At 55.2% G+C, this 23,439-nt stretch carries 22 protein-coding genes; 8 read left to right on the top strand and 14 right to left on the bottom strand.

Annotation, left to right across the window (positions count from 1 at the left end):
* Nucleotide 1: 1 nt before the first annotated feature.
* Complete coding sequence (locus tag OSB_RS05420) at nucleotides 2–1,186, top strand: BaiN/RdsA family NAD(P)/FAD-dependent oxidoreductase (RefSeq protein ID WP_049836060.1); 1,185 nt, start codon at nucleotides 2–4, stop codon at nucleotides 1,184–1,186.
* On the opposite strand, the gene OSB_RS05415 is transcribed toward OSB_RS05420, so the two are convergent.
* Both OSB_RS05415 and murD read right to left on the bottom strand, forming a co-directional pair.
* On the bottom strand, nucleotides 1,183–1,791 hold the full coding sequence (locus OSB_RS05415; RefSeq protein WP_049834027.1) for a carboxymuconolactone decarboxylase family protein: 609 nt from the start codon (nucleotides 1,789–1,791) through the stop codon (nucleotides 1,183–1,185). The two genes, OSB_RS05420 and OSB_RS05415, sit on opposite strands and share 4 nt — an antisense overlap.
* Before the next feature lie 18 nt (nucleotides 1,792–1,809).
* Complete coding sequence (murD, locus tag OSB_RS05410; protein WP_049834026.1) at nucleotides 1,810–3,204, bottom strand: UDP-N-acetylmuramoyl-L-alanine--D-glutamate ligase; 1,395 nt, start codon at nucleotides 3,202–3,204, stop codon at nucleotides 1,810–1,812.
* A gap of 159 nt (nucleotides 3,205–3,363) precedes the next feature.
* On the opposite strand from murD, the gene OSB_RS05405 reads away from it, so the two are divergent.
* The gene (locus OSB_RS05405; protein WP_049834025.1) at nucleotides 3,364–3,780 is read left to right on the top strand and encodes a SpoIIAA family protein; all 417 of its coding nucleotides are present in this window, start codon (nucleotides 3,364–3,366) and stop codon (nucleotides 3,778–3,780) included.
* Here the strand turns inward: OSB_RS05405 and mraY are convergent.
* From mraY to OSB_RS05355, 9 genes are all read right to left on the bottom strand, one after another.
* Complete coding sequence (mraY, locus tag OSB_RS05400; RefSeq protein ID WP_049834024.1) at nucleotides 3,777–4,859, bottom strand: phospho-N-acetylmuramoyl-pentapeptide-transferase; 1,083 nt, start codon at nucleotides 4,857–4,859, stop codon at nucleotides 3,777–3,779. The two genes, OSB_RS05405 and mraY, sit on opposite strands and share 4 nt — an antisense overlap.
* Nucleotides 4,860–4,912: 53 nt before the next feature.
* Nucleotides 4,913–6,337, bottom strand: coding sequence for a UDP-N-acetylmuramoyl-tripeptide--D-alanyl-D-alanine ligase (locus OSB_RS05395; RefSeq protein ID WP_049834023.1), 1,425 nt, complete (start codon nucleotides 6,335–6,337; stop codon nucleotides 4,913–4,915).
* A complete protein-coding gene (locus OSB_RS05390) occupies nucleotides 6,337–7,830 on the bottom strand; it encodes a UDP-N-acetylmuramoyl-L-alanyl-D-glutamate--2,6-diaminopimelate ligase (protein WP_049834022.1) in 1,494 nt (497 codons plus the stop codon). The genes OSB_RS05395 and OSB_RS05390 overlap by 1 nt, the downstream gene beginning before the upstream one ends.
* Nucleotides 7,831–7,875: 45 nt before the next feature.
* Nucleotides 7,876–9,669, bottom strand: a complete 1,794-nt coding sequence (locus OSB_RS05385; RefSeq protein ID WP_049834021.1) for a peptidoglycan D,D-transpeptidase FtsI family protein — start codon at nucleotides 9,667–9,669, stop codon at nucleotides 7,876–7,878.
* Nucleotides 9,666–10,019 (bottom strand): cell division protein FtsL, encoded by a 354-nt coding sequence (gene ftsL, locus OSB_RS05380; protein ID WP_049834020.1) that lies wholly within the window; start codon nucleotides 10,017–10,019, stop codon nucleotides 9,666–9,668. The genes OSB_RS05385 and ftsL overlap by 4 nt, the downstream gene beginning before the upstream one ends.
* Nucleotides 10,019–10,996, bottom strand: a complete 978-nt coding sequence (rsmH, locus tag OSB_RS05375) for a 16S rRNA (cytosine(1402)-N(4))-methyltransferase RsmH (protein WP_049834019.1) — start codon at nucleotides 10,994–10,996, stop codon at nucleotides 10,019–10,021. Before rsmH ends, ftsL begins: the two co-directional genes overlap by 1 nt.
* A 1-nt stretch (nucleotide 10,997) precedes the next feature.
* A complete protein-coding gene (locus tag OSB_RS05370) occupies nucleotides 10,998–11,501 on the bottom strand; it encodes a division/cell wall cluster transcriptional repressor MraZ (protein WP_074202192.1) in 504 nt (167 codons plus the stop codon).
* Nucleotides 11,502–12,100: 599 nt separating this feature from the next.
* Nucleotides 12,101–12,580 carry a GNAT family N-acetyltransferase gene (locus OSB_RS05360; RefSeq protein WP_049834016.1) on the bottom strand — a complete coding sequence of 160 codons (480 nt, stop codon included), beginning with the start codon at nucleotides 12,578–12,580 and terminating at the stop codon, nucleotides 12,101–12,103.
* Nucleotides 12,577–13,671: an Mrp/NBP35 family ATP-binding protein gene (locus OSB_RS05355; RefSeq protein ID WP_049834015.1), complete on the bottom strand. Its 1,095-nt coding sequence runs from the start codon at nucleotides 13,669–13,671 to the stop codon at nucleotides 12,577–12,579. The genes OSB_RS05360 and OSB_RS05355 overlap by 4 nt, the downstream gene beginning before the upstream one ends.
* A gap of 305 nt (nucleotides 13,672–13,976) precedes the next feature.
* On the opposite strand from OSB_RS05355, the gene OSB_RS05350 reads away from it, so the two are divergent.
* Nucleotides 13,977–14,195, top strand: coding sequence for a YjiS-like domain-containing protein (locus OSB_RS05350; RefSeq protein WP_049834014.1), 219 nt, complete (start codon nucleotides 13,977–13,979; stop codon nucleotides 14,193–14,195).
* A 232-nt stretch (nucleotides 14,196–14,427) separates the two neighbouring features.
* Here the strand turns inward: OSB_RS05350 and OSB_RS05345 are convergent, their stop codons facing one another.
* Nucleotides 14,428–14,880: an Lrp/AsnC family transcriptional regulator gene (locus OSB_RS05345; protein WP_049834013.1), complete on the bottom strand. Its 453-nt coding sequence runs from the start codon at nucleotides 14,878–14,880 to the stop codon at nucleotides 14,428–14,430.
* Between the two features lie 72 nt (nucleotides 14,881–14,952).
* Between OSB_RS05345 and OSB_RS05340 the strand changes: the two genes are divergently transcribed.
* Together OSB_RS05340 and OSB_RS05335 are read left to right on the top strand one after the other, a co-directional pair.
* The gene (locus tag OSB_RS05340; RefSeq protein WP_049834012.1) at nucleotides 14,953–15,585 is read left to right on the top strand and encodes a LysE family translocator; all 633 of its coding nucleotides are present in this window, start codon (nucleotides 14,953–14,955) and stop codon (nucleotides 15,583–15,585) included.
* 42 nt (nucleotides 15,586–15,627) lie between these two features.
* A complete protein-coding gene (locus OSB_RS05335) occupies nucleotides 15,628–16,014 on the top strand; it encodes a hypothetical protein (protein ID WP_049834011.1) in 387 nt (128 codons plus the stop codon).
* On the opposite strand, the gene OSB_RS05330 is transcribed toward OSB_RS05335, so the two are convergent.
* The gene (locus tag OSB_RS05330) at nucleotides 16,011–16,418 is read right to left on the bottom strand and encodes a DUF6157 family protein (protein WP_049834010.1); all 408 of its coding nucleotides are present in this window, start codon (nucleotides 16,416–16,418) and stop codon (nucleotides 16,011–16,013) included. The genes OSB_RS05335 and OSB_RS05330 overlap by 4 nt on opposite strands.
* Nucleotides 16,415–18,781, bottom strand: coding sequence for an ATP-dependent helicase (locus OSB_RS05325; protein ID WP_049834009.1), 2,367 nt, complete (start codon nucleotides 18,779–18,781; stop codon nucleotides 16,415–16,417). The genes OSB_RS05330 and OSB_RS05325 overlap by 4 nt, the downstream gene beginning before the upstream one ends.
* A 196-nt stretch (nucleotides 18,782–18,977) precedes the next feature.
* On the opposite strand from OSB_RS05325, the gene pyc reads away from it, so the two are divergent.
* From pyc to OSB_RS05310, 3 genes are all read left to right on the top strand, one after another.
* Entirely contained in the window at nucleotides 18,978–22,421 is a 3,444-nt protein-coding gene (gene pyc / locus OSB_RS05320) for a pyruvate carboxylase (protein ID WP_049834008.1), read from the top strand.
* A 3-nt stretch (nucleotides 22,422–22,424) separates the two neighbouring features.
* Nucleotides 22,425–22,805 (top strand): VOC family protein, encoded by a 381-nt coding sequence (locus tag OSB_RS05315; protein ID WP_049834007.1) that lies wholly within the window; start codon nucleotides 22,425–22,427, stop codon nucleotides 22,803–22,805.
* Between the two features lie 72 nt (nucleotides 22,806–22,877).
* Nucleotides 22,878–23,435 (top strand): DUF2314 domain-containing protein, encoded by a 558-nt coding sequence (locus OSB_RS05310; RefSeq protein ID WP_049834006.1) that lies wholly within the window; start codon nucleotides 22,878–22,880, stop codon nucleotides 23,433–23,435.
* Nucleotides 23,436–23,439 lie beyond the last annotated feature (4 nt).

Here is a 23,439-nt window from a genome sequence, read left to right as displayed (position 1 = left end):
TATGCATGTAAACACACTTATCCTTGGTGCCGGCGCAGCCGGACTTCACTGCGCTGCCTACGCGGGTCCCAGCACTTTGGTCGTTGATCACGCCAAAACCGCCGGCGAAAAAATCCGCATTTCAGGCGGCGGGCGCTGTAATTTCACCAACCTTGGCACGACGGCCGCGAACTTTATCAGCCAGAACCCCCATTTCGCTAAGTCCGCGTTGGCGCGCTACACGCAGTGGGATTTCATTGATCTGATGGACCGCTACAAAATCGCATGGCACGAAAAAACCCTTGGGCAGCTGTTTTGCGATGACACGGCCAAGGACATTATCGCTATGTTGCTGGCTGAAGTTGAGAACGCCGGTGGTGAGGTTTGGACACAAACAAGCATTGGCAATATCCGCCACGACGGTGCGCAGTTTCAGGTCGCCCTGAAACGCCACGGTCAAGCGCAAGTGGTCACGGCTGACAATCTAGTGGTCGCAACGGGAGGCAAATCCATTCCCAAAATGGGGGCGACTGGGTTGGCCTATGAGATCGCAACGCAGTTCGGGCTTGCCGTTACGGATACCCGCCCTGCCCTCGTGCCGTTCACGTTTTCAGATGAAAAATTCAAACCGCTGGCTGGCGTCGCCACCCCCGCGCGGGTCACGACGAACGACGGCACCGCGTTTGATGAGGCCCTGTTGTTCACCCATCGCGGGTTGTCCGGCCCTGCTGTTCTGCAAGCGTCATCTTACTGGGTTGAGGGTGAAGATGTGTCCGTGTCGATTTCGCCAGACTTCGACCTCGCAAGCGCGTTGAAGGCGGGCCGAACCACCGAGGGCCGCAAGGCACTGACCACGACATTGGCAAAATACATCCCTGCCCGACTGATCGATTTCTTGACGGCGGACCTAAAGCTAACCGGAAATACAGGCGACCTGTCGGACGCTCGCATCGACGCGGTGATCGCAGACTTGCACAACTGGAAACTCAAACCCTCCGGCACCGAAGGCTATCGCACAGCCGAAGTCACGGCGGGTGGCATCGACACAAACGGGCTGTCCTCAAAGACGATGGAGGCCAAGGCGCAAGCGGGTCTCTATTTCATCGGCGAAGCGGTTGATGTCACGGGGTGGCTTGGTGGGTATAACTTCCAGTGGGCATGGTCTTCGGGTTATGCCGCCGGCACCGCCATCGCCGCCAGACCTTAGGTATGGTTCCAATCGTCTGGATTGTTTGAATCATTTGGCGACAGTCCAATGATGTCTCCGACTGTCGAGCACCCAAGTCCCAGAACCGTGCGGTTGGCGTAGTTAAAATAGGCGCAAACTTGATTGATTTCGAGGATTTCTCCATCATCAAATCCCGCCTCGCGCAGAGAAATCGCGTCAGCCTCAACCATGCCTTGCGGGTTCAGCGTTAGCTTTTCTGCATAGACCAAAGCCTGTTTTTGCGCAGCGCCCAACGGAGCCCCCGAAAGGTCTCGCGCCTCAATCGCGCCTCGGATCGCGTTTGATTTTGCGTCGTCGCCAACCAACCGCTTCATCCCGCCAAAATGATGTTCAACGCAATACGCACAGTCGTTCAATGAACTGACCCAAACGCCAAGCACTTCAAGAAACCATTTTGGAACAGTGTTGGAGGAATGGTGCAGCACATTTTTGTAAATCGTCATGTGCCCTTCCATCGAATGCGGCCGCAGGCTGTGGGCCATCATGATGTTGTCGACATTGTCATCGGGCCCTTTAACACGATCGTAGAGCATCTTCAGTTTGCCTGTGGCGACGGAATAGGGAACTGTTTTAATCCACGACATATCGGGCTCCTTCAAGGGTTAGGAAAGTGATGCAACCTGTTCCGCAAAATCATCACCGCGCTTCTCAAAGCTATCGTATTGATCAAACGACGCCGCGGCTGGCGCGAGCAACACGGTTTCCCCCGATTGGGCATCGGCCGCGGCCTTTGTCACAGCCGTTTTCATGTCACCGCAGATTTCCACGTCGAGCCCCTTAAGCTTCATAGCGAAGGCCGCGGCCTCACGCCCGATGACGTAGGCTTTGACCACGGTTGGCGCGGGCAGCAGGGCTTCCAATCCGCCCTCTTTTTCCAACCCGCCGCAGATCCAACGCACCTTACTGAACGCTGCCAGCGCTTTGGCGGCTGAGTCGACGTTGGTCGCTTTACTGTCGTTAACAAATGCCACGCCATCGCGCTGCGCGATCAACTGACTGCGGTGCGGCAGGCCCTTAAAGCTGTGCAAGGCTTGCTCAATCACCCGTGGCCCAATCCCCAAAGATCGACAAGCAGCATATGCGGCGCAGGCATTCTGATGATTATGCGCGCCCGGCAATCCCGCGATTTGACGTAGATCGATTGATGCAACCTGCCGCCCCTTACGGGTCTCGCTTAGGAAACCTTTGCGGGCAAACACGTTCCAGCCATCCCCGCCAAGCTTGGTACCGCTTGAGACGCGGATCACGCGATCATCTGCCGGCCCTTCCGACAGCTGGTTGGCGATGTAGTTGCCTTCGGGTTCATCCACACCGATTACTGCGCGATCTGGCCCGCCTTCTGCGAACAGGCGACGTTTCGCGGCGAAATATCCTCCATGCCCAGCGTGACGATCCAGATGATCCGATGAAAGGTTCGTGAATACGGCCACATCCGGCGTGAGTGCACGGGCAAGGTCGGTTTGATAAGAGCTAAGTTCGAGTACGATAACTTCGCCGTCATGCGCTTCATCAATGTCCAACACCCCGCGCCCGATGTTTCCGGCCAACTGGGTCGGACGGCCCGCCTCCTCAAGAATATGATAGATCAGCGCAGAGGTCGTGGATTTACCATTGGACCCAGTCACCGCAATGACCTTTGGGATGGTTTCAAAGTTGTCCCACTCCCCCGTCGCAAAGCTGCGAAAGAACAACCCGATGTCGTTGTCCACTGGGCAGCCCTCGACCATCGCACGCGCAATTGCAGGATGCGGTTCGGGGTATAGATGCGGGATGCCAGGGGACGTAATCAGCGCCGCAACGTCTGTGAACGCGCCCTGTTTGGTTAGATCGCGCAGCGTCACGCCAGCGTCATTCGCTTTGTCGGCGGCTTCGGGGCTGTCGTCCCACACGATCACATTAGCGCCGCCAGCTTGCAGTGCCGTGACAGTCGCAAGACCTGATCGTCCAAGGCCAAGAACCGCGACGGTTTTGCCTGAATAACCTTGAACTGGAATCATGTTTTTAGCCCCTTTGATTGGCGCGCAGAGTGCCGTGTGCGAGACGGTTTCGCAAGCTCATGATAGTGGCGGCAATAGTTTGCTGAATTGCTCCAGATCAAGGTGCGAAACTCCTGAAGGGCGTATGGTTAGCGTGTGATCAAAAATGGAGGACACGCGATGTTACTCGTACATAAAGCCAACTCTAATCGCCTCGATATTGAAATTGGGGGACCGCTGGATGCGGACATGATGAAATTCGGCCTCGAAGACTTTTTCCAAGAGTCCGAAGGCATGTCTGACGCTCAAATGATGATAAAGATTGCAGATTTTGCGATGCCGACATTTGCCGCCGTCATGATTGAAATGGCACGGCTTCCGGCGCTGTTTACCGCGATGCGGCGGTTCGAAAAATGCGCTGTTTTGACAGATGCGAAGTGGATGCAAAAGGCGGCCCAGATTGAAGGCGCGCTCATGCCTGGTTTGGAAATCAAAGCGTTTGATATCGGGGATGCGCCTGCTGCCGAAACATGGCTAACAGGAACGCCGGCGCCCGTTGAAGAAGAATACGATCCGATGGACAATATGCCCGTTTAGCGGACCTTCAACGTCGCAAGACCAATCACCGCGAGGATCAAGGAAATGATCCAGAACCGGATAACGATCTGCGGTTCGGCCCATCCCTTTTTCTCATAGTGATGGTGGATCGGCGCCATAAGGAAAACGCGTTTCCCTGTGCGCTTGAAATACAGCACTTGGATAATCACGGACATGGCTTCAACAACGAAGAGGCCGCCAACGATGGCGAGGACGATTTCATGCTTGGTGGCGACTGCGATTGCGCCCAGCGCGCCGCCAAGTGCAAGCGACCCAGTGTCGCCCATGAACACGGCTGCTGGTGGGGCGTTGTACCACAAGAAACCCAAACCACCGCCGATGATTCCGGCTGCAAAGATAGCAAGCTCACCAGTCCCAGGAACGTAGTGCAGGCCAAGTTCGGTTGTAAAATCGGTACGACCAACGAAATAGGCGATGACAGCAAAGGCACCTGCCGCGATCATAACCGGCATAATCGCAAGGCCATCCAAACCGTCGGTCATGTTCACAGCGTTCGCTGCACCAACAATGACGATCATCGCAAACGGAATGAACAGAACGCCAAGGTTGACCAAAACGTCCTTGAAAATAGGCAGCGCGAGTTTGTTGGACAGCTCAACCGGGTGATATTGCGCCGCCCAATAGGCCGCAACGCCAGCGATCAGAAACCCAAGGGCAAGACGCAGCTTACCAGATACGCCAGCCGTGTTTTGCTTGGACACCTTTGCGTAATCATCAGCAAAACCGATCAGAGCGAACGACATTGTGACGAACAGAACCATCCAAATGAACGGGTTATCTAGACGCGCCCACAGCAACGTTGACGTCAGCAATGCGCCCACAATCAGCAAACCACCCATTGTCGGTGTACCCGCTTTAGCAAAGTGGCTTTCTGGGCCGTCGTCACGGATCGGTTGGCCTTTACCCTGACGTTTGCGCAGTACACGAATAAGGGATGGACCAAACACGAAACCGAAAATCAGTGCTGTCAGAAACGCGCCACCGGCACGGAACGTGATGTAGCGAAAGAGGTTGAAGAAGTCCCCGCCGTCAGAAAGTGCCGTGAGCCAAAACAACATATACGTAAACCCCATCGCGTTATCACTAGATCGTGTCGGTTCACATTGAACCGCTAGAGGGTATCGGGATGCCCCAGTTTGCGGATGGCGTCAACGACAAGGCTGACTTTTGAGCCTTTTGAGCCCTTAACAAGCACAACATCGCCCGCATCCACGAGTTGAGACACCTGTCCAGCCAGTTCTTGCGCCGTCTCGGCCCACTCGCCGCGCTGCGCATTCGGCAAAGCAACGTATAGGTGGCGCATCCGTGGGCCCGCACAATGGATCAGATGCAAAGCTGGAACAGACGGGTCTTTCACCACATCGGCATGCATCGCCATTTCATGTGGCCCAAGTTCAAGCATGTCACCAAGGATCGCCACACGCCGCCCCTTCACCACACGTCCCACGTTGTCGCGCGGGGTGTAGGATGCCAGCACTTCGAGCGCGGCTGTCAGCGATGTCGGGTTGGCGTTGAACGCATCATCCAGCAGTGCAAGGCTTTCGCCAACGTTGGCTGGGTCCGTCGTGACGGTTTCCAACGTGCCACGCCCAGCGGGGGGCTGCCAAAGGCCGAGGTCCATCGCCGCTTGCACAGGGTCCGCGCCCATTGCATCACAGGCGGCCAGAATGCCAAGCCCGTTCATCGCAAAGTGACGCCCCGCCGTTGAAAGTTTGAACATAAGCGGGCCATTGGGCGTATCCGCCTGAACCATTGTCTGCCCCTCGGACAGGGCCACATGTTCCAACTTCCAAGATCGCGACATTTGGCCGAACAAGACCTGCTCGACCTCACGGCGCGAGGCGTAGTTCTGCAAAACGGCGCTTGTTTCGGTATCCGCGTTCAAGACAGCAACACCGTGATTGCCCAGCCCATCAAGGATCGAGGCCTTTTCACGCGCAATGCCGGTAATGTCGTCAAACGCTTCAAGGTGAGCGGCTGCCACCGTTGTGATCATCGCAACATCAGGATGGGTCATGCGTGACAGCGGCGCGATCTCACCGGGGTTGGACATGCCAATCTCGATCACTGCGAATTCTGTGTCTTGCGGCATCCGCGCAAGGGTCAGTGGCACGCCCCAATGGTTGTTATAGCTGGCTTCGGCGGCATGGGTCTTGCCCTGGCGCTGCAATACCGTGCGCGCCATTTCCTTGGCCGAGGTTTTCCCGACCGACCCTGTAATCGCAAGAACTTTGGCTTTGGTGCGCGCACGTGCTGCCTGCCCCAGTGCCTCAAGTGCCACCAAGACGTCAGGCACAACCAACAGCGGTGCATCATCGGCAACATCATCTGGTTTGTGCGTTACAAGCGCCGCAGCGGCGCCTTTTTCCAGCGCCATCTTTACAAAGTCATGACCGTCGCGTTCGGCCTTAAGGGCTACGAACAGGTCACCTTCCTTAATCGTGCGCGTGTCGATGGACACGCCATTCGCGGTCCATTTCGTGGTGGAGGTGCCACCCGTTGCAGCAACCGCATCGCCTGATGTCCAAAGCGTCATTACAAATCTCCGTCAAGCGCGCCTACGGCAACGCTGGCTTGTTCCACATCGTCAAATGGTAGCACATCATCCCCAATGACCTGCCCGCTTTCATGACCCTTACCGGCAATCAACAACGCATCCCCAGGTCCAAGCGCATCAACACCGCGCAGGATTGCTTCGGCGCGATCACCGACCTCAATAGCCTCAGGGCAGCCCGCCATAACAGCGGCGCGAATGGTGCTTGGGTCTTCTGAACGTGGGTTGTCGTCAGTGACGAACACAATATCCGCGTTTTCTGCAGCCGCCTGCCCCATCAAAGGCCGCTTGGTTGCATCACGATCACCGCCTGCCCCGACAATCGCGATGAGCTTGCCCATCACATGCGGGCGCATCGCCTTCAACGCTGTGGCAACCGCGTCAGGCGTGTGGGCATAATCAACGAATACCGATCCACCATTCTTGCGGGTCGCGGCATGCTGCATGCGGCCCCGAACCGTCGTAAGGTACGGCAGCGTGTCGAACGCTTCTTCGGGATCGCCCCCCGCGGCAATCACCAACCCAGCGGCAAGCAATACGTTGTCGGCCTGAAACCCGCCGATCAGATTTAGACGTGCCTTGTGGCTGCCGCGTTGCCAATCAAACAGGATTTCCTGCCCCGTTCCGTCAAACCGTTGTCCTGTAAGCTGCAAACGCGCATCAGCGCTGCGACCAACTGTGATGGTTTCCAAACCGCGCGCTTCGGCGAGTTCAACAACCTCGGGTCCTTTTGGGTCATCAATGTTGATAACGGCCACGCCTTCTTCCGGCAGAAGCCGCGTGAACAACCCCATCTTGGCGTCAAAGTAAGCTTCAAAGGTCTCGTGATAATCAAGGTGGTCTTGCGTGAAATTGGTAAAGCCAGCGGCTGCCAAAATCACCCCATCAAGGCGGCGTTGGTCCAACCCGTGGCTGGACGCCTCCATCGCGACATGGGTTATGCCTTCGGCCTTCGCCTGCGCCATGGTCCGGTGCAGAGTGATTGGTTCTGGCGTTGTGTGTTTAAGCGGATGGGTCCACGCGCCCTCAACACCCGTGGTGCCAAGGTTCACGGCGGCAAGCTCCATCTCGATCCAGATTTGGCGTGCGAATGTGGAAACGGATGTCTTTCCGTTGGTTCCGGTGACCGCAATGACCGTTTCGGGGTGCGCACCAAACCAAAGGGACGCGGTTTGCGCCAAGGCACCACGTGGGTCTTCCGCAATAATCAGCGCCGCATCACTTTCAGCCAGCTCTTTCGCTGCAATTTCAGCGCCTTGCGCGTCTGTCAGGACAGCGGCCGCCCCCATGCGAAGCGCGTATTGAATGAATTCAGCACCATGCACTGTGGAACCGGGAAGTGCGAAGAACAACGTGCCCTCGCCAACCTCACGGCTATCGACGGTTAGGCCGGTAATCGTTGCCTCTTGCCCACCCTGCGCATGCAGGCCAAGGCCCGTCAAAGTGGATGATTTCTGGTCTGCTTGGCTGCTCATGTTCGACCTCACGTTAGGGCGACGTGGTTTCACCAAACGCCCGTATCAATTTGAGGTCAGTGTTACACCCGTTGGCGTCAGGGATTCAACGTCCGGTCGCATGCCCAACAAAGGAGCGACGCGGCGGATCATCTCTGCGGCGACTGGAACGGCTGTCCAACCTGCGGTGCGGCGTTCCTCACCGAGGGTTTCGATTGTTGGTTCATCCAAGGTGACGATCAAAACATATTGCGGATCGGATGCTGGGAACACGGATGCAAATGTCGCGATGGTGCGGTCCTCATAATAACCACCCGTTGGGCGCGGCTTGTCTGCGGTGCCTGTTTTGCCACCAACCTCATAACCATCCACATCCCCGAAGGACGCCGTGCCGTGGTCAACAACGGCGCGCAACATATTGCGAGACGTGGTCGATACCTGCTCAGACACGACGCGATCACCGTATTGCGGTCCGTCTTGACGGATGATCGTCGGTTCAACCCGGTAGCCGCCGTTCAAAAGACTGGAATAAGCCGTCGCAAGGTGAACAGGCGAAGACGACAGGCCGTGCCCGTAAGAAATCGTCATCGTCGAAATTTCTGACCAATTCGCTGGCAATAGCGGGTCGCCTGTCGGGGCCTCAACCATTTCAACTGTGGTTTCTTCCAGCAAACCCAATGTGCCGAGGAATGCACGCTGACGCTCGCCGCCAATCATCATCGCAATGCGGGCTGTGCCGATGTTGGATGATTTCACAATCACATCCTCAGCGCTCAACGCGGGGCCGTAGTTGTGGAAATCGCGGATGCGAAAACGTCCCCATTCAAGCGGACCAGACGTGTCGATCATCGTGTTGGCGTTGATCAGGCCAAGGTCCATGGCCTGTGCCACAGTGAAAATCTTAAACACCGACCCAAGTTCATAAACACCCTGCACCGCACGGTTAAACAACGGGCTGTCGGATTGGTCCCCAGCACCGTCGGCCGCGGTTAAAACGCGCGGGCGATCGTTCGGGTCAAAATCTGGCAAAGACACCATTGAGATAATTTCGCCCGTGTGGACATCCATCAAAACGGATGACGCGCCCTTGGCGGACATCAACATCATACCGCCCTGCAATACGCGTTCAGATGCGGCTTGCACGGTTAGGTCGATGGACAGTTCCAGCGGTGCGCCCTCATTTGCGGGGTCCCGTAGGAAATCGTCATAGAAGCTTTCAACGCCAGCAACGCCGACAACCTCGGCTGAGCTAACGCCTTCACGCCCGTAGGTCGCCCCACCAAGGATGTGCGCAGCAACGGACCCGTTCGGGTAAAGGCGCATTTCACGTGGGCCAAACAACAGACCCGGATCGCCAATGTCATGCACGGCTTGCATCTGCTCAGGTGAAATTTCACGACGAATCCAAAGGAAACGGCGCTCTCCTGTAAAATCTTTCAACAGTTCTTCAGCATCAAGCTCGGGAAAAATAGCAGCCAGATCGGTCGCAGCTTTCGCCGGATCAATCATATCTGGGATTTGCGCATAAAGGCTGTGCGTATCAAGGTTCGTCGCCAATACGCGTCCGTTTCTGTCCACAATATCAGACCGTTGCCCGATGATGGGCGAACCAGACGCCTGCGCAGTTGGTTCTTCCGGAACAGATCCTGACAAGGTACCCATACGCACGCCGATAACTGTGAACGCACAAAAGAACGCGATCCCCATAACCAACAAGCGCCCTTCGGCACGGTTGCGGGCACGGTCGCGGTCTTCCTCGTGGCGTAGACGGATGTTTTCCGCCTCAATCGCGTCAGGGTTTTGGCCCTGTTCGCGGGCTTTGAGGATACGGGCAAGCGGGCGCAGTGGCGTGCGGATCATTGGTTCGCCTCCGGTGCATTATCCGAGGACACTTCAACAGAGTTGGAAATGTCGAAAACGATCTCGGTCGGGTATGCCACCTGTTCGATACGCCCGAATGCGTCAGGCATAAGCGGCAACAATCCAAGGCGGTCAAAGTTCAATTCCGCCAAGTCACGCAGGCGGTCTGGGCGGTTCAGGTAGGCCCATTCGGCCTCGAGGATATTCAGACGTTCATGGGCGGAACCAATTTGGCGGTGCAAGCTGCGCACATCCTTCAGGGAGGCCTGCGTTTCGTAATTCTCATGGTAGGCCCAATACGCCAGACCCATGACCATCAAACCGGAAATAATGTAAAAAATTGAACGCATTACCGTTTGTCTTTCAGTTGAGGCATACCAAGTTTTGAGCGATCCACAGCACCAGCTGGCGCTTCCGTGCGGCGCGCGACACGCAGCTTGGCCGATCGCGAACGCGGGTTCATTTCCAGCTCATCTGCGTCTGGGCCGATGGCTTTTTTCTTGGTGATTTCAAACGCTGGCTTTTCCGTTTCCAGAACAGGGGAATAGCGGTTGGCATTGCCCATCCCGCCCCCGCGCTGCTGCAAGAACCGCTTAACCATGCGGTCCTCAACAGAATGGAACGTCACAACGGCTAAGTAACCACCGGGCTTCAACGCCCGTTCAGCGGCCTCAAGCCCTTCGGCAAGCTGGCCGTATTCGTCATTCACAGCGATGCGGATCGCTTGAAAAGACCGCGTCGCAGGATGGCTTTGCCCCGGTTTGGACCGCGGCAAACATCCTTCGATTATTTTTGCGAGGCGAAGTGTCGTTTCAATAGGCTCACGGTCACGTTCTGTGACGATTTTTCTTGCGATCCTTCGTGACGCTCGTTCTTCACCATAGGTAAAGAGAATGTCAGCAAGATCGGTCTCGTCTGCTTCATTGATAATGTCAGTTGCACTTGGCCCCTCCTGTCCCATCCGCATATCCAGCGGACCGTCCCTCATAAACGAAAATCCACGCTCTGCTTGGTCCAGCTGCATGGAAGACACACCGAGGTCCAGGACGACCCCGTCTAAATCGGTCGCAATCGCGTCAAGGTTGGAAAATGTATTTTCCACCAACTCAATTGCGGGGTTTTCGATCGCCCATTGTGCCATTTTGAAAACGGCTGGGTCGCGATCAACACCAATTACCTTGTCGGCACCAGCGTCCAAAAGGCGCTGTGTGTAACCGCCCGCGCCAAACGTGCCATCCAACCAAGTACCCTGAATAGGCGAACAGGCCGCGATAAGCGGCCCGATCAGCACGGGAACATGTGGAGGAGAGGCGGCAGCAATCTCCATCTTACTCGGACCCTGGGGGATAGATTAAAGAAAGCGGATCAAAATCACCGTCAAATTCTTCTTCCATTGCGGCGGCTTCCGCGGCCTCAACTTCGGCGTAGGTTTCTGCGTTCCAGATTTCAAAGAAATCGCCCATCGCGGCCATCGTCGCCTCACCGGTCAAACCGATCTGCTGGCGCAAGCGCTGGGGCAAAACGATACGTCCGTCTTTATCGACTTCGGTATCCCATGATTTACCAAGGATCATCCGGCTGGCACGCTTTCGGGCTTCGGACCCGCGCGGCAAAGCTTTGATACCCTCTTCAATTTCTTCCATGGCTTCAATTGTATAAGCGTGGAGGCAATTTTTAAGATGTGGGCCGTGCAAAACGACCATACGTGGGAGAGGGTTTTCAGGGGAACGCGGATCACCATCGGCGAGCACAACGCGAAAATCAGCAGGGATCGACATGCGTCCCTTACCGTCAACCTTCTGATTGAATTCGCCTCTGAAGCTCAAACCCACTGTCCCGCGGCTCCTACTACTCTTCCCCCCATTAAATTACTGTTTTTTAACGAAAAGAGGCGGATTAGTCTGCTGCCACTGACCAATCCGCCATCTCCGTCCCGTTTCCGGGTTAGTCCAGCTGCGCGCGCCACCTGGGGGGATGTCTGCTCGCTCGCGCGCCGGATCTCTTCGTTCAAGAATTGGGTGCCTGTATGAAACCTGACCTAAGTTTTCTTAGTGTCGGTGGGGTCGTTTGGTGCCCCGTATTGTCTGCCCGTCTTCTTGTGATGTTTATGCATGGGAAAGTATGGTCCGCCAAGTACTTTCTGGGAATTCATGGCACAACATGGTGTTTTCGAGCACCTTCCAACACAAGAGCTTGTGTTGGAAATAGCATATATGGGCAATTTGCCCAGAATTCCGGCAGTTGAGGCACAAGATATAGAAAACGCGCAATTCAGAAAAAAGTTCCACGATTTCCCGGAAAAATGCGCATCTGAGGGAATGATCCGTGGTTTCCCACGACTGATTTGGCCAAATTTCGCCGAATCATGGAGCATTTTCTTGAATTTGATTCGGAAAGCACAGACCTTGCCCATGATTTCCCATCTAGCCGCTTATAGCGCTTTCCACATGACGTGACCGTCAACGGTACCCAACGTAGGATGGTCAAACGCGGACGGAAGCGTTCCAACGATATCAAACCCAAGCTTCTGCCAAAGCCGCACAGCGCCTGCATTGGACGCCAGCACCATATTGAACTGCATTGCGCCGTACCCCAGATCACGCGCTGCGTCTTGGGAATGCTCGCACATCATACCAGCAACACCCCTACCCCGCGCCGCATCCGCCGTGACATAGCCGCAGTTGCACACATGCGCACCGCCGCCTTGGTGGTTTGTCTTGATATAGTACGTGCCAAGGATTTCGCCGTCCTGCGCCACAAACGTCGCCGCTGGCGCGTCCATCCACATGGCGCGTGCCGCCGCTTCATCTATGTCACGGGAAACCGCATAGGTTTCACCCGCACGAAATACAGGACGCAACATGTCCCAGATCGCGGGCCAGTCCGCATCGGTGGCCCGCCGGATCATCATCCCATGCCGCCGTCAATCAGACGCTTTGCAAGGGTCGCATAGGCCTGCGCCATTGGTCCCTCACCTGCCGCGATGGGGGTACCCGCATCGCCAGCCAGTCGCGTATCCAGATCAAGGGGAAGCGCACCAAGGAAAGGCGCGCCAATGGTTTCGGCCTCGGCCTCTACACCGCCGTGACCAAACAGATGCGCCTCATGCCCACATTCAGGGCATATATAAGTAGACATGTTTTCGACCAAACCCAGCACAGGGGTCTTGAGCGTGTTGAACATATCAATCGCCTTGCGCGCATCGATAAGGGCCACGTCTTGCGGCGTAGAAACAACGATCGCGCCGGTCAGGTTGGTTTTCTGACAAAGCGTCAACTGCACATCGCCCGTTCCGGGTGGCAGATCGACCAGCAAAACATCCAGCTCGCCCCACTCAACCTGCGTCAGCATCTGTTGCAGCGCGCCCATTAACATCGGGCCGCGCCAGACAACGGCCTTGGCAGGGTCCAACATCAGACCAATAGACATCAGCGTTACGCCATGCGCCTGAAGCGGGATAATCGTTTTACCGTCTGGAGACGCAGGGCGCTTGTTGGTGCCCATCATGCGTGGCTGGCTTGGCCCATATATATCGGCATCCAAAAGACCGACTTTGCGGCCCTGCTTGGCAAGCGCCACAGCAAGGTTGCTAGAGACAGTCGATTTACCAACGCCACCTTTACCAGACCCAACAGCAATAATACGTGCAACGCCGGGAATACCTTCTGGCCCCGCTTGCGGTGTCGGGTGACGGCCGATCGTCAGGTTCGGCGGCGTTTTATCAGCGGGTGGCGGTGGCTGCTTTGCCGGACCACCACTGTGCGCTGTAAGAACGACAGAAACCGTCTCAACACCATCCATCTTTGAGACGATCATCTCAGCGGCTTGGCGAACAGGCTCCATTCGTCCTGCCATTGCCGCATCGGGCGCTTCGATAACAAAGCGTACGGTGTCACCTTCAACTTGCAACGCGCGCACCATATCCCGCGAGACAAGATCCCCGCCATCCGGAAGCCCAATTGTTCCAAGAGCTGCAAGAATCGTTTCTTTAGTTTGCGACATATGTTCACCCGATAATTGTTAGCACTTCCTTAGACCGCCCAAGAATAAGACAACAGTGTTGATATTTCGAACAGGTTGAAAAATCACTGAGTGCAAATGCGCCCATTTACCTAGCGTAAAGATATTCGTTTGCGCAATCAGTAACAGTTTCAAGACATTAACTATGCATTTTCTGCATAGCGGCATTGAGCACGCGAGGGATTGTGCAACTGCAGCAATTGCCTATTTTCAATCACAGAAGCGCAATACGGCGCAACAACCGATGGCCCACCTAAACGGGCCCAACACTGAAAAGAGACTAAGACATGGCACATATTACTGACGTTCGCATCGGCAACGCATCTGTGTTCTCAAACATCGCGGCTCTGCGCGACACACTCGCAGCACGCTTCGCACAGCACCGCGTTTACCGCAAAACATTGGCTGAGCTTCAGTCCCTGTCCAAGCGCGACCTGGCTGACCTCGGCATGCACCCAAGTGCAATCGTATCAATCGCTTATCAAGCGGCATACGGCCAAAAGTAATTACCGGAATCGGGGCTTTCTCTTCCTCCCAGAAAGTTGCCCCGTGATCGCGCCCACCTCCTCCTCCCGGGGAACGGGCGCAGCGATCAAGACGCGGCGATGTCTTCCTCCTCCCTGACATCGCCGCTCTTGAACCGCGACACGGCCAACCGTCCTCCCACGAGTTGGCCAAAGAAAAGAGCGACGAGTTCCCTCCTCCCGGGGCTCGTCGTTTTTTTGTTTCAGGGTGGCGCTATGCGCGCATATCTTTCGGGGATCCCATAACCATATAGCTTGTGATTGAACGCACATGCGGCACGGTCCCAAGCCGATCTGTGTGAAATGTTTTATAGGCGCTCAGATCTGCCGTTTCGACACGCAGTAAATACTCAAACGCGCCTGCGATATTGTGGCATTCGCTTACTTCATCGAACAATTTCATAGCCTTCTCGAACCCTTCTTGGGCGGCCTTTGAATGCTCCGACAACCCCACAGCGACATAGACCACATAGGCCTGTCCGGTTTGAACCGGATCAAGGCGGGCGCGGTAGCCAGTGATCACGCCACGACGTTCAAGGTCCTGCACACGCCGCAAGCATGCTGACGGGGACAAGCCGACCTTTTCTGCCAATGCCAAATTGCTTATGCGCCCATCAACGCTTAACTCGCGCAATATTTGCGCGCCCATTTGATCTAATTCCATCATTAATTGCCCACTTACTCCGGTCGTTACACAATTTGAAATTTCATTGCTGGAACTACTGCATATAATTGCGCCATGAGCTATGATATTTTCCTCACCCTGATAACGTTTGCCTTTGTTGGAACCGTCACACCCGGACCAAACAACGCGATGTTGATGGCATCTGGCGCGAACTTTGGGTTGCGACGCACCTTGCCGCATATGTTGGGAATCACACTCGGGTTCCCGCTTATGATCGCGCTGGTTGGTTTAGGGCTGATGCAGGTGTTTGACGCCTTCCCCATTGTAGACCGGACCCTAAAGGTCGTCTCAATCGCTTATCTTTTATGGCTAGCCTACAAGATTGCGACAGCAGCACCAAAACTGCCCGACGTGCCTCAAACCGGTGGTAAACCGCTAACGTTCCTGCAGGCCGCCGCGTTTCAATGGGTGAACCCAAAGGCATGGAGCATGGCGGCCTACGCCATCACGCGCTTTGCCACGGATGCAGACGGCACACGTTCCCTTTTGGCGGTCGGAATAGTGGTTTTCGCGTTCTTCGCCGTCAGTTTCCCGTCAATTTCGTTGTGGACGGTCTTGGGCCAACAAATGCGCCGCTTCCTGACGTCCCCAGTTCGATTGCGCAGCTTTAACATCATCATGGCTTTGCTACTGGTCGCGACCCTTGTTCCGGTTGTTTTTCCAAACCTGTTAAGCCCTGCGTCATAATGCGCTCTGGTTCGACTCAAAGGACTGAACCACCCTTCCCCCATGTTTGACGACGTTCAAAACCTTTGGCTTTTTGCAGCAGGCGTTGCCGCTGCACTAACCGCTTTGATCCATATCTTCGGTGGTGGCCCCGAAAATGTCCGCCCCTTATTGCGGTCCAATGACATCGCGGACGTGCCCAAATATGTGAACTACTACTGCTGGCACTTGGTAACGCTGACAATCACGGCAATGGCCACGGGTCTTATCTGGGCGTCTCTTGATCCTACGCAAACCGGCTTAGCATGGATGTGGACAATCATGGCGATACTGTTCACGCTATGGTCGCTCGTCCTTATCAAATGGAAGGGGCAAAAGCTGTTTCATATGCCTCAATGGACATTGTTCGGCGTGGTTTCAGTGCTGGCTGTGATCGGGCTGGCAACCTAACGGCGCTTGTTGCGCATTCCGTGAATTTTTCGAACGTTATCATCGGCATTCAACGCGGCGTATTCTTTGGTGCCGACGTCAATCATTGCGATTCTGCTGTTGGCGTCGTGGTGCAGCGCCCAGCCCATTGTTTTGACAAGCGGAGAAACGCGCGTGCAAGGCTGGCCTTTGCTGAAAATCTCAGCCCGTAAATCCGCCCATTCTTCTTGCGGAATGCTCTTTCGTGTTGCGAGAACCGCAATCAACAAATCATCCCCTGTCAACGTGTAAGGACTGGCCTGCAGCATATCAAATTGCACCGCACCAATCGTACCTGACGTGCTGGGCATCATTGAAAACGCGGCTTTGCTGTCCTCAGACGGGGTAATCAGAACATTCGTGTAATTTGTGCTGTGAACCTTCAAAACGGTACATCACTGGCTTTGTCTGCGCTGACAATAAACTTCCCAACCACCTTCTTTTCACCGGCTTTATCGAATTCAATCACCAGCTTGTCGCCTTCAATCTCGATCACTTCACCATAGCCGAACTTTTGATGGAAAACCCGCTCACCCGTGGTGAAGGACGACGTCGCGGTCATATCGATTGTTGTGCCGCGGGCCTCTCTGGATTGGCCCGTTGGGCGTTGTTGTTGCCGGCTTTGCAAGCGCTTCCAACCCGGAGAATTGTAAACATCAGCGCTGGCGACTTTTTCGTGGATCGATCCAGCCATGTCATCCTCGCCACCAAAGCCCATGCCAAACTGGCTCGTCGTTGGGAGGACTTCGACGTGCTTGTGCGGCAGCTCATCGATAAATCGGCTTGGCGCTTGATTTTGCCAGCGGCCAAAAACCTGACGGCTGGACACAAACGAAATCAAACAATGCTTTTCGGCCCGCGTAATCCCGACATAGGCCAGCCGCCGCTCTTCCTCGAGGCCCTTGAGCCCGCTTTCGTCCATGCTGCGCTGGGATGGGAATATCCCCTCTTCCCAACCGGGTAAAAACACCGCTGGAAATTCGAGGCCCTTAGAACCGTGCAGCGTCATGATCGTAACCATGTCGCCGTTTTCTTCCTTGGCGTTGTCCATAATCAGGCTGATGTGTTCCAAGAACCCTTGAAGGTTTTCAAACCCTTCAAGCCCGTTGACCAATTCCTTAAGGTTCTCCAGCCGCCCTGGCGCTTCGGGGGTTTTGGTGTTTTGCCAATGGGCGGTATAGCCGGACTCGTCCAAAATCATTCCGGCAAGTTCGATATGGGTGTCGGCCTCATCAAGAAGCTGGCGATGCCAACGATCCAGCCCCTGCACAAGCTCCTTCAACGCCGTCGCGCCTTTGCCCTTAATCAGCCCGCTTTCAACACACATCCGCGCGCCTTCAACAAGGTTAACGCCATTGGAGCGCGCTGTGACCTGAATGGTCTGCACAGCCTTATCGCCCAAGCCGCGTTTCGGGGTATTAACAATGCGTTCAAACGCGAGGTCGTCGTCTTGGCTAACAGCCAACCTAAAATACGCCAGAGCGTCCCGAATTTCGAGGCGCTCATAGAACCGTGGCCCGCCAATCACGCGATATGGCAAGCCGATCGTCAGAAAACGGTCTTCAAAGGCCCGCATCTGATGCGAGGCACGCACCAAAATGGCCATTGAATTCAAATTGATAGGGTCAAGACCGCGTGTACCGCGTTGCATGGATTCAATTTCTTCGCCGATCCAGCGGGCCTCTGTGTCGCCGTCCATATGCCCGATCAAACGCACTTGTTCGCCGTCTTCGCCAGCTGTGAACAATGTCTTGCCAAGGCGATTGGTGTTGGCGTCAATCACGCCCGCCGCTGCGCCAAGAATATGTCCGGTTGAGCGGTAATTCTGTTCAAGCCTCACGACATGCGCGCCCGGAAAGTCCTTTTCGAACCGCAAGATATTGCCGACTTCGGCCCCGCGCCAGCCGTAGATGGATTGGTCGTCATCGCCCACGCAGCAGATATTTTTATGCCCCTGCGCCAGTAACCGCAGCCACATATACTGCGCCACGTTGGTATCCTGATACTCGTCCACAAGGATATATTTGTACCAGCGTTGATAGTTGGCCAGAATATCCGCGTGGGTTTGGAAGATCGTTACCATGTGCAGCAACAAGTCGCCAAAATCGCAGGCATTCAGCTCCTTAAGGCGCTGTTGGTAGGCCGTGTATAGCTCAACGCCCATGCCGTCATAAGCAGAGCTTTCGGCGACGGGAACTTGGCTGGGCAGCCATGCTTTGTTCTTCCAACCATCGATGATCCCAGCTAGCATACGAGGCGGCCAGCGTTTCTCGTCGATGTTTGCGGCACGCACCAGCTGTTTCAGAAGCCGGATTTGGTCGTCCGTATCCAAAATCGTAAAGCTGGTTTTCAAGCCAACCAGTTCCGCGTGTCGGCGCAGCTGCTTCACGCAAATCGCGTGAAACGTCCCGAGCCAGCGCATCCCCTCTGACACACCATTGGTCAACGTCCCAATACGGGTCTTCATCTCGCGCGCGGCCTTATTGGTAAACGTCACGGCCAGAATTTCATCCGGACGAGCGGAATTTGTGGCCAACAGATGCGCAATCCGACAGGTCAGCGCTTTGGTTTTTCCGGTTCCCGCACCGGCAAGCATCAATACTGGCCCCTCCAACTTCTCAACCGCTTCACGCTGCGCGGGGTTCAAACCATCGAGATAGTCGAATTGGGGCATACCCATCGCCTGTTGCGACAGGGACGGCTTGGCTATTGCGCCCTCAAAGGCGTCTTCATCGGAATAACTGCTCATGCTGCGCAACCTACCTCCTCGTGCATTGCAAGAAAACCCCATGTTCGCGATCTGTTCACGCATGATTGGTAATATAAAATTACCAATTTTTTAGTGTTACCGCAAACAGACGGGTGACCTTTCTGGTTCAATCGTTTACACCACGCGCAATTTGTAACTAAATGCTGCAACTGCACAAAAAAGGGCCCAACTACACATGGCTGACTTTCAGAAAATCCTCATTGCCAACCGTGGTGAAATCGCAATCCGTATCATGCGGGCTGCCAACGAGATGGGAAAGAAAACAGTTGCTGTCTACGCCGAAGAAGACAAGCTTGGCCTGCACCGTTTCAAAGCGGATGAAGCCTACCGTATCGGCGAAGGCCTTGGCCCTGTTGCGGCCTATCTGTCCATTGAGGAAATCATCCGCGTCGCCATAGAATCTGGAGCGGACGCTATTCACCCTGGTTACGGGCTGCTGTCGGAAAACCCTGAATTCGTAGATGCCTGCGAAGCCAACGGTATTAAATTCATCGGCCCCAAAGCTGAAACCATGCGCATGCTGGGCGATAAAGCCAGCGCACGCGACGTTGCGGTTGACGCAGGTGTTCCAGTTATTCCCGCCACGGGCGTGCTCGGTGATGACATGGACGCCATCAAGAAAGAGGCTGCTGAAGTTGGCTACCCACTGATGCTTAAGGCGTCATGGGGTGGTGGTGGTCGCGGTATGCGCGCCATCAGTTCCGAGGATGAGCTAGAAGAAAAGGTACTTGAGGGCCGCCGCGAAGCTGAGGCTGCGTTTGGCAACGGTGCTGGCTTCCTTGAAAAGATGATCGTGAAGGCCCGCCACGTCGAGGTGCAAGTCCTTGGTGACAGCCATGGTGCGATCTACCACCTTTGGGAACGCGATTGTTCTGTGCAGCGCCGCAATCAAAAAGTAATCGAACGCGCCCCTGCCCCGTATCTGTCTGGCACCCAGCGCGAACAGCTGTGTAACCTTGGCAAGAAAATCTGCGAACACGTAAACTATGAATGTGCCGGTACAGTCGAATTCCTAATGGATATGGACAGCGGCGAATTCTACTTCATCGAAGTGAACCCGCGCGTACAGGTTGAGCACACCGTGACCGAAGAAGTCACAGGCATCGACATCGTTCAGGCGCAGATTAAGATTGCCGAAGGCAAATCATTGGTCGAGGCGACGGGCTGTGCAAGCCAGTATGACGTCAAACTCGACGGTCACGCGCTGCAAACTCGCGTAACCACGGAAGACCCATCTAACAACTTCATTCCTGATTATGGTCGTATCCAAACGTACCGAAGCGCGACTGGCATGGGCATCCGTCTGGATGGTGGTACAGCCTATTCCGGCGCGGTTATCACGCGTTATTACGATAGCTTGTTAACCAAAGTGACCGCATGGGCCCCAACGCCCGAGGCCGCGATTTCTCGTATGGACCGCGCGTTGCGTGAATTCCGTATCCGCGGCGTAAGCACCAACATCGCCTTCGTTGAAAACCTGCTCAAGCACCCGACGTTCTTGAACTACGAGTACCACACCAAGTTCATCGATCAGACGCCTGAGCTTTTCAATTTCAAGCCGCGCCGTGACCGTGCGACCAAAATCCTGACCTATATCGCGGACATCACCGTAAACGGGCATCCTGAAACCGCTGATCGCCCGAAGCCCGGCGCAGAAGCGATTAACCCCAAGGCCCCGACCCCGCGCACAAAGGACAACGTTCCAGGTACGCGCCAAATCCTTGACCAGTTTGGTCCAGAAGCCGTGGCCGACTGGATGCGTGATCAGAAGCAACTTTTGATCACAGACACCACGATGCGCGACGGGCACCAGTCCTTGCTGGCCACGCGCATGCGATCTGTCGATATGGTTCGTGTTGCGCCGAGCTATGCTGCAAATATGTCTGGCCTGTTCTCAATGGAATGTTGGGGCGGTGCGACGTTTGATGTGGCTTACCGTTTCTTGCAGGAATGCCCATGGCAGCGCCTGCGCGACATTCGCGCCAAGATGCCCAACATCATGACGCAGATGCTTTTGCGTGCGTCAAATGGCGTTGGCTACACCAACTATCCTGACAACGTCGTGCAGGAATTCGTCCGCCAAGCCGCCACATCTGGCGTCGATGTCTTCCGCGTGTTTGACAGCCTGAACTGGGTTGAAAACATGCGCGTCGCGATGGATGCGGTCATCAAAGCCGAGAAAGTTTGCGAAGGCACGATCTGCTACACTGGCGACATGCTGGACCCTAATCGTTCCAAGTATGACCTGAAATACTACGTCGGCATGGCCAAGGATCTGGAAAAAGCTGGTGCACACGTGCTGGGCCTGAAAGACATGGCCGGCCTGCTGAAGCCACAAGCCGCGACGCAACTGATCAAAGCGCTGAAAGAAGAGGTCGGCCTTCCGATCCATTTCCACACGCACGACACATCGGGTGCTGCAATCGCGACTGTTCTGGCGGCGTCCGCAGCGGGCGTTGATTGTATCGATGCGGCGATGGACAGCTTCTCTGGCAACACATCCCAGCCGACACTGGGTTCCATCGTGGAATCCTTGCGCGGATCTGAGCGTGATACGGGTCTAGATATTTCCGCCATTCGCGAAATTTCCAACTACTGGGAAACTGTTCGCGCCCACTACGCACCGTTTGAATCCGGCCTTCAGGCCCCTGCATCTGAGGTGTACTTGCACGAAATGCCTGGCGGTCAGTTCACCAACCTTAAGGCACAAGCTCGCTCCTTGGGTCTGGAAGAACGCTGGCATGAGGTTGCGCAGACTTACGCAGACGTGAATCAGATGTTTGGTGACATCGTAAAGGTCACGCCGTCCTCCAAGGTCGTTGGCGACATGGCCCTGATGATGGTGTCCCAGAACCTGACACGTGCGCAGGTTGAAGACCCTGAAACAGACGTCTCCTTCCCCGATTCAGTCGTGGATATGATGCGCGGCAACCTTGGTCAGCCACCTAAAGGCTTCCCAGATACGATCGTGAAAAAGGTTCTAAAGGACGAGAAACCAAATCTGACCCGTCCGGGTAAGCACTTGAAAGCCGTGGATTTAGAGGCGGTTCGCAAGGAGCTTTCAGTCAAATTGGATGGGGCGGAAATCGATAATGAAGACCTCAACGGGTACCTGATGTACCCGAAGGTCTACACCGATTACGCGGAACGTCATGAGACTTACGGTCCAGTCCGCACACTTCCAACGAAGACATTCTTTTACGGCATGGAACCAGCCGAAGAAATTTCAGCTGAGATTGATCCAGGTAAAACTTTGGAAATCCGCCTGCAGGCCGTGTCAGAAACCACCGAAGAAGGCGAAGTGAAGGTCTTCTTTGAACTCAACGGTCAACCACGCACCATCCGCGTGCCGAATCGCATGGTTGCAGCGTCCACAGTCCAGCGCCCGAAAGCGGAAGTTGGCAACGACAACCATATCGGCGCACCAATGCCTGGCGTTGTTGCCAGCGTTGTTGTTGCTAATGGTCAGACAGTCAAAGAAGGCGATCTGCTTCTGACGATCGAGGCGATGAAGATGGAAACAGGCATCCACGCTGAACGTGACGGGGTTGTTAAAACGATCCACGTCGCAGCAGGCGGGCAAATCGATGCCAAGGATCTTTTGGTGGAAATGGAGTAAGGCGTGCAGCGTCTCTCTACCCTTTCCATCCTTGTTCCCACCTATGAAGCTGGGCTTGCGTTTTTCGTGGGCCAGCTGGGGTTTGACCTGCTCGAAGACACGGACCAAGGTCACAAACGTTGGGTGAAAGTTGCGCCTAAGGGCGCTGAAACCGCGTTTCTTTTGGCCCAAGCCTCGACGCCTGAACAGATCGCCGCGATTGGCAATCAAGGCGGCGGGCGTGTTTGGTTGATTTTGGAGACCGACGACTTCACCCGCGATCACGCGGCCTACCTTGCCGCAGGAATTACGTTTGAAGAAGCCCCCCGCAATGAGCCCTATGGCACCGTGGCTGTGTTCAACGACCCGTTTGGCAACCGCTGGGATCTGATCGAATTTACCTAAGGTTGCGTTAATGTGTTGCGGCAGCAATCCCGCCCTGCTCTATATTTCCTCGACAGTTTTGAAAGGATCAATATGAGACGTGTGGTAATTGGCGCTGTAATTCTTGGCGGGTTCTGGCTTTATAACAACGGCCATCTGGACAGTATCTTAGGAAGCGTAGCACCTGAATACGTGTCGACGGGTAGCGGCGATCCCGTGACCGAATTCAGTAATGATGATTCACAGATGAATGCGGCAGAGGCCGAAGCGCAGGCAACATTCCCGAAATTCTTAGCTAACGCCGTCGATGAAAACGGTGCCGCGTTCGACAATGTTATGCTGAAGGCCGCCTTTCCAACCTCTGGCGTCGACAACGCCGAAGTGATCTGGATTTCCGGTTTTCAACAAACATCCGCGGATGAATTCAAAGGGTTCCTTGCCAATCAGCCAAGCATGATGGAAGGCTTGAACGCTGGCGACGAGGTTACATTCACCACCGATATGGTGCGCGACTGGTCATTGGCCACGGACGATGGGCAACTGTTTGGCAACTACACGACACGAGTGATGTTACCCCACGTGGATGAGGAGACAGCAGCGATGCTAGGTCAAATGCTGTCACCTGATCCTGTACCCGCAGACTGGAACTAACACC

Origin of the sequence: Octadecabacter temperatus (genome assembly GCF_001187845.1) — a bacterium.
GTDB lineage: Bacteria > Pseudomonadota > Alphaproteobacteria > Rhodobacterales > Rhodobacteraceae > Octadecabacter > Octadecabacter temperatus.
The sequence above is the reverse complement of the archived record's forward strand: the minus strand, read 5'-3'. Positions and strand labels throughout refer to the sequence as shown.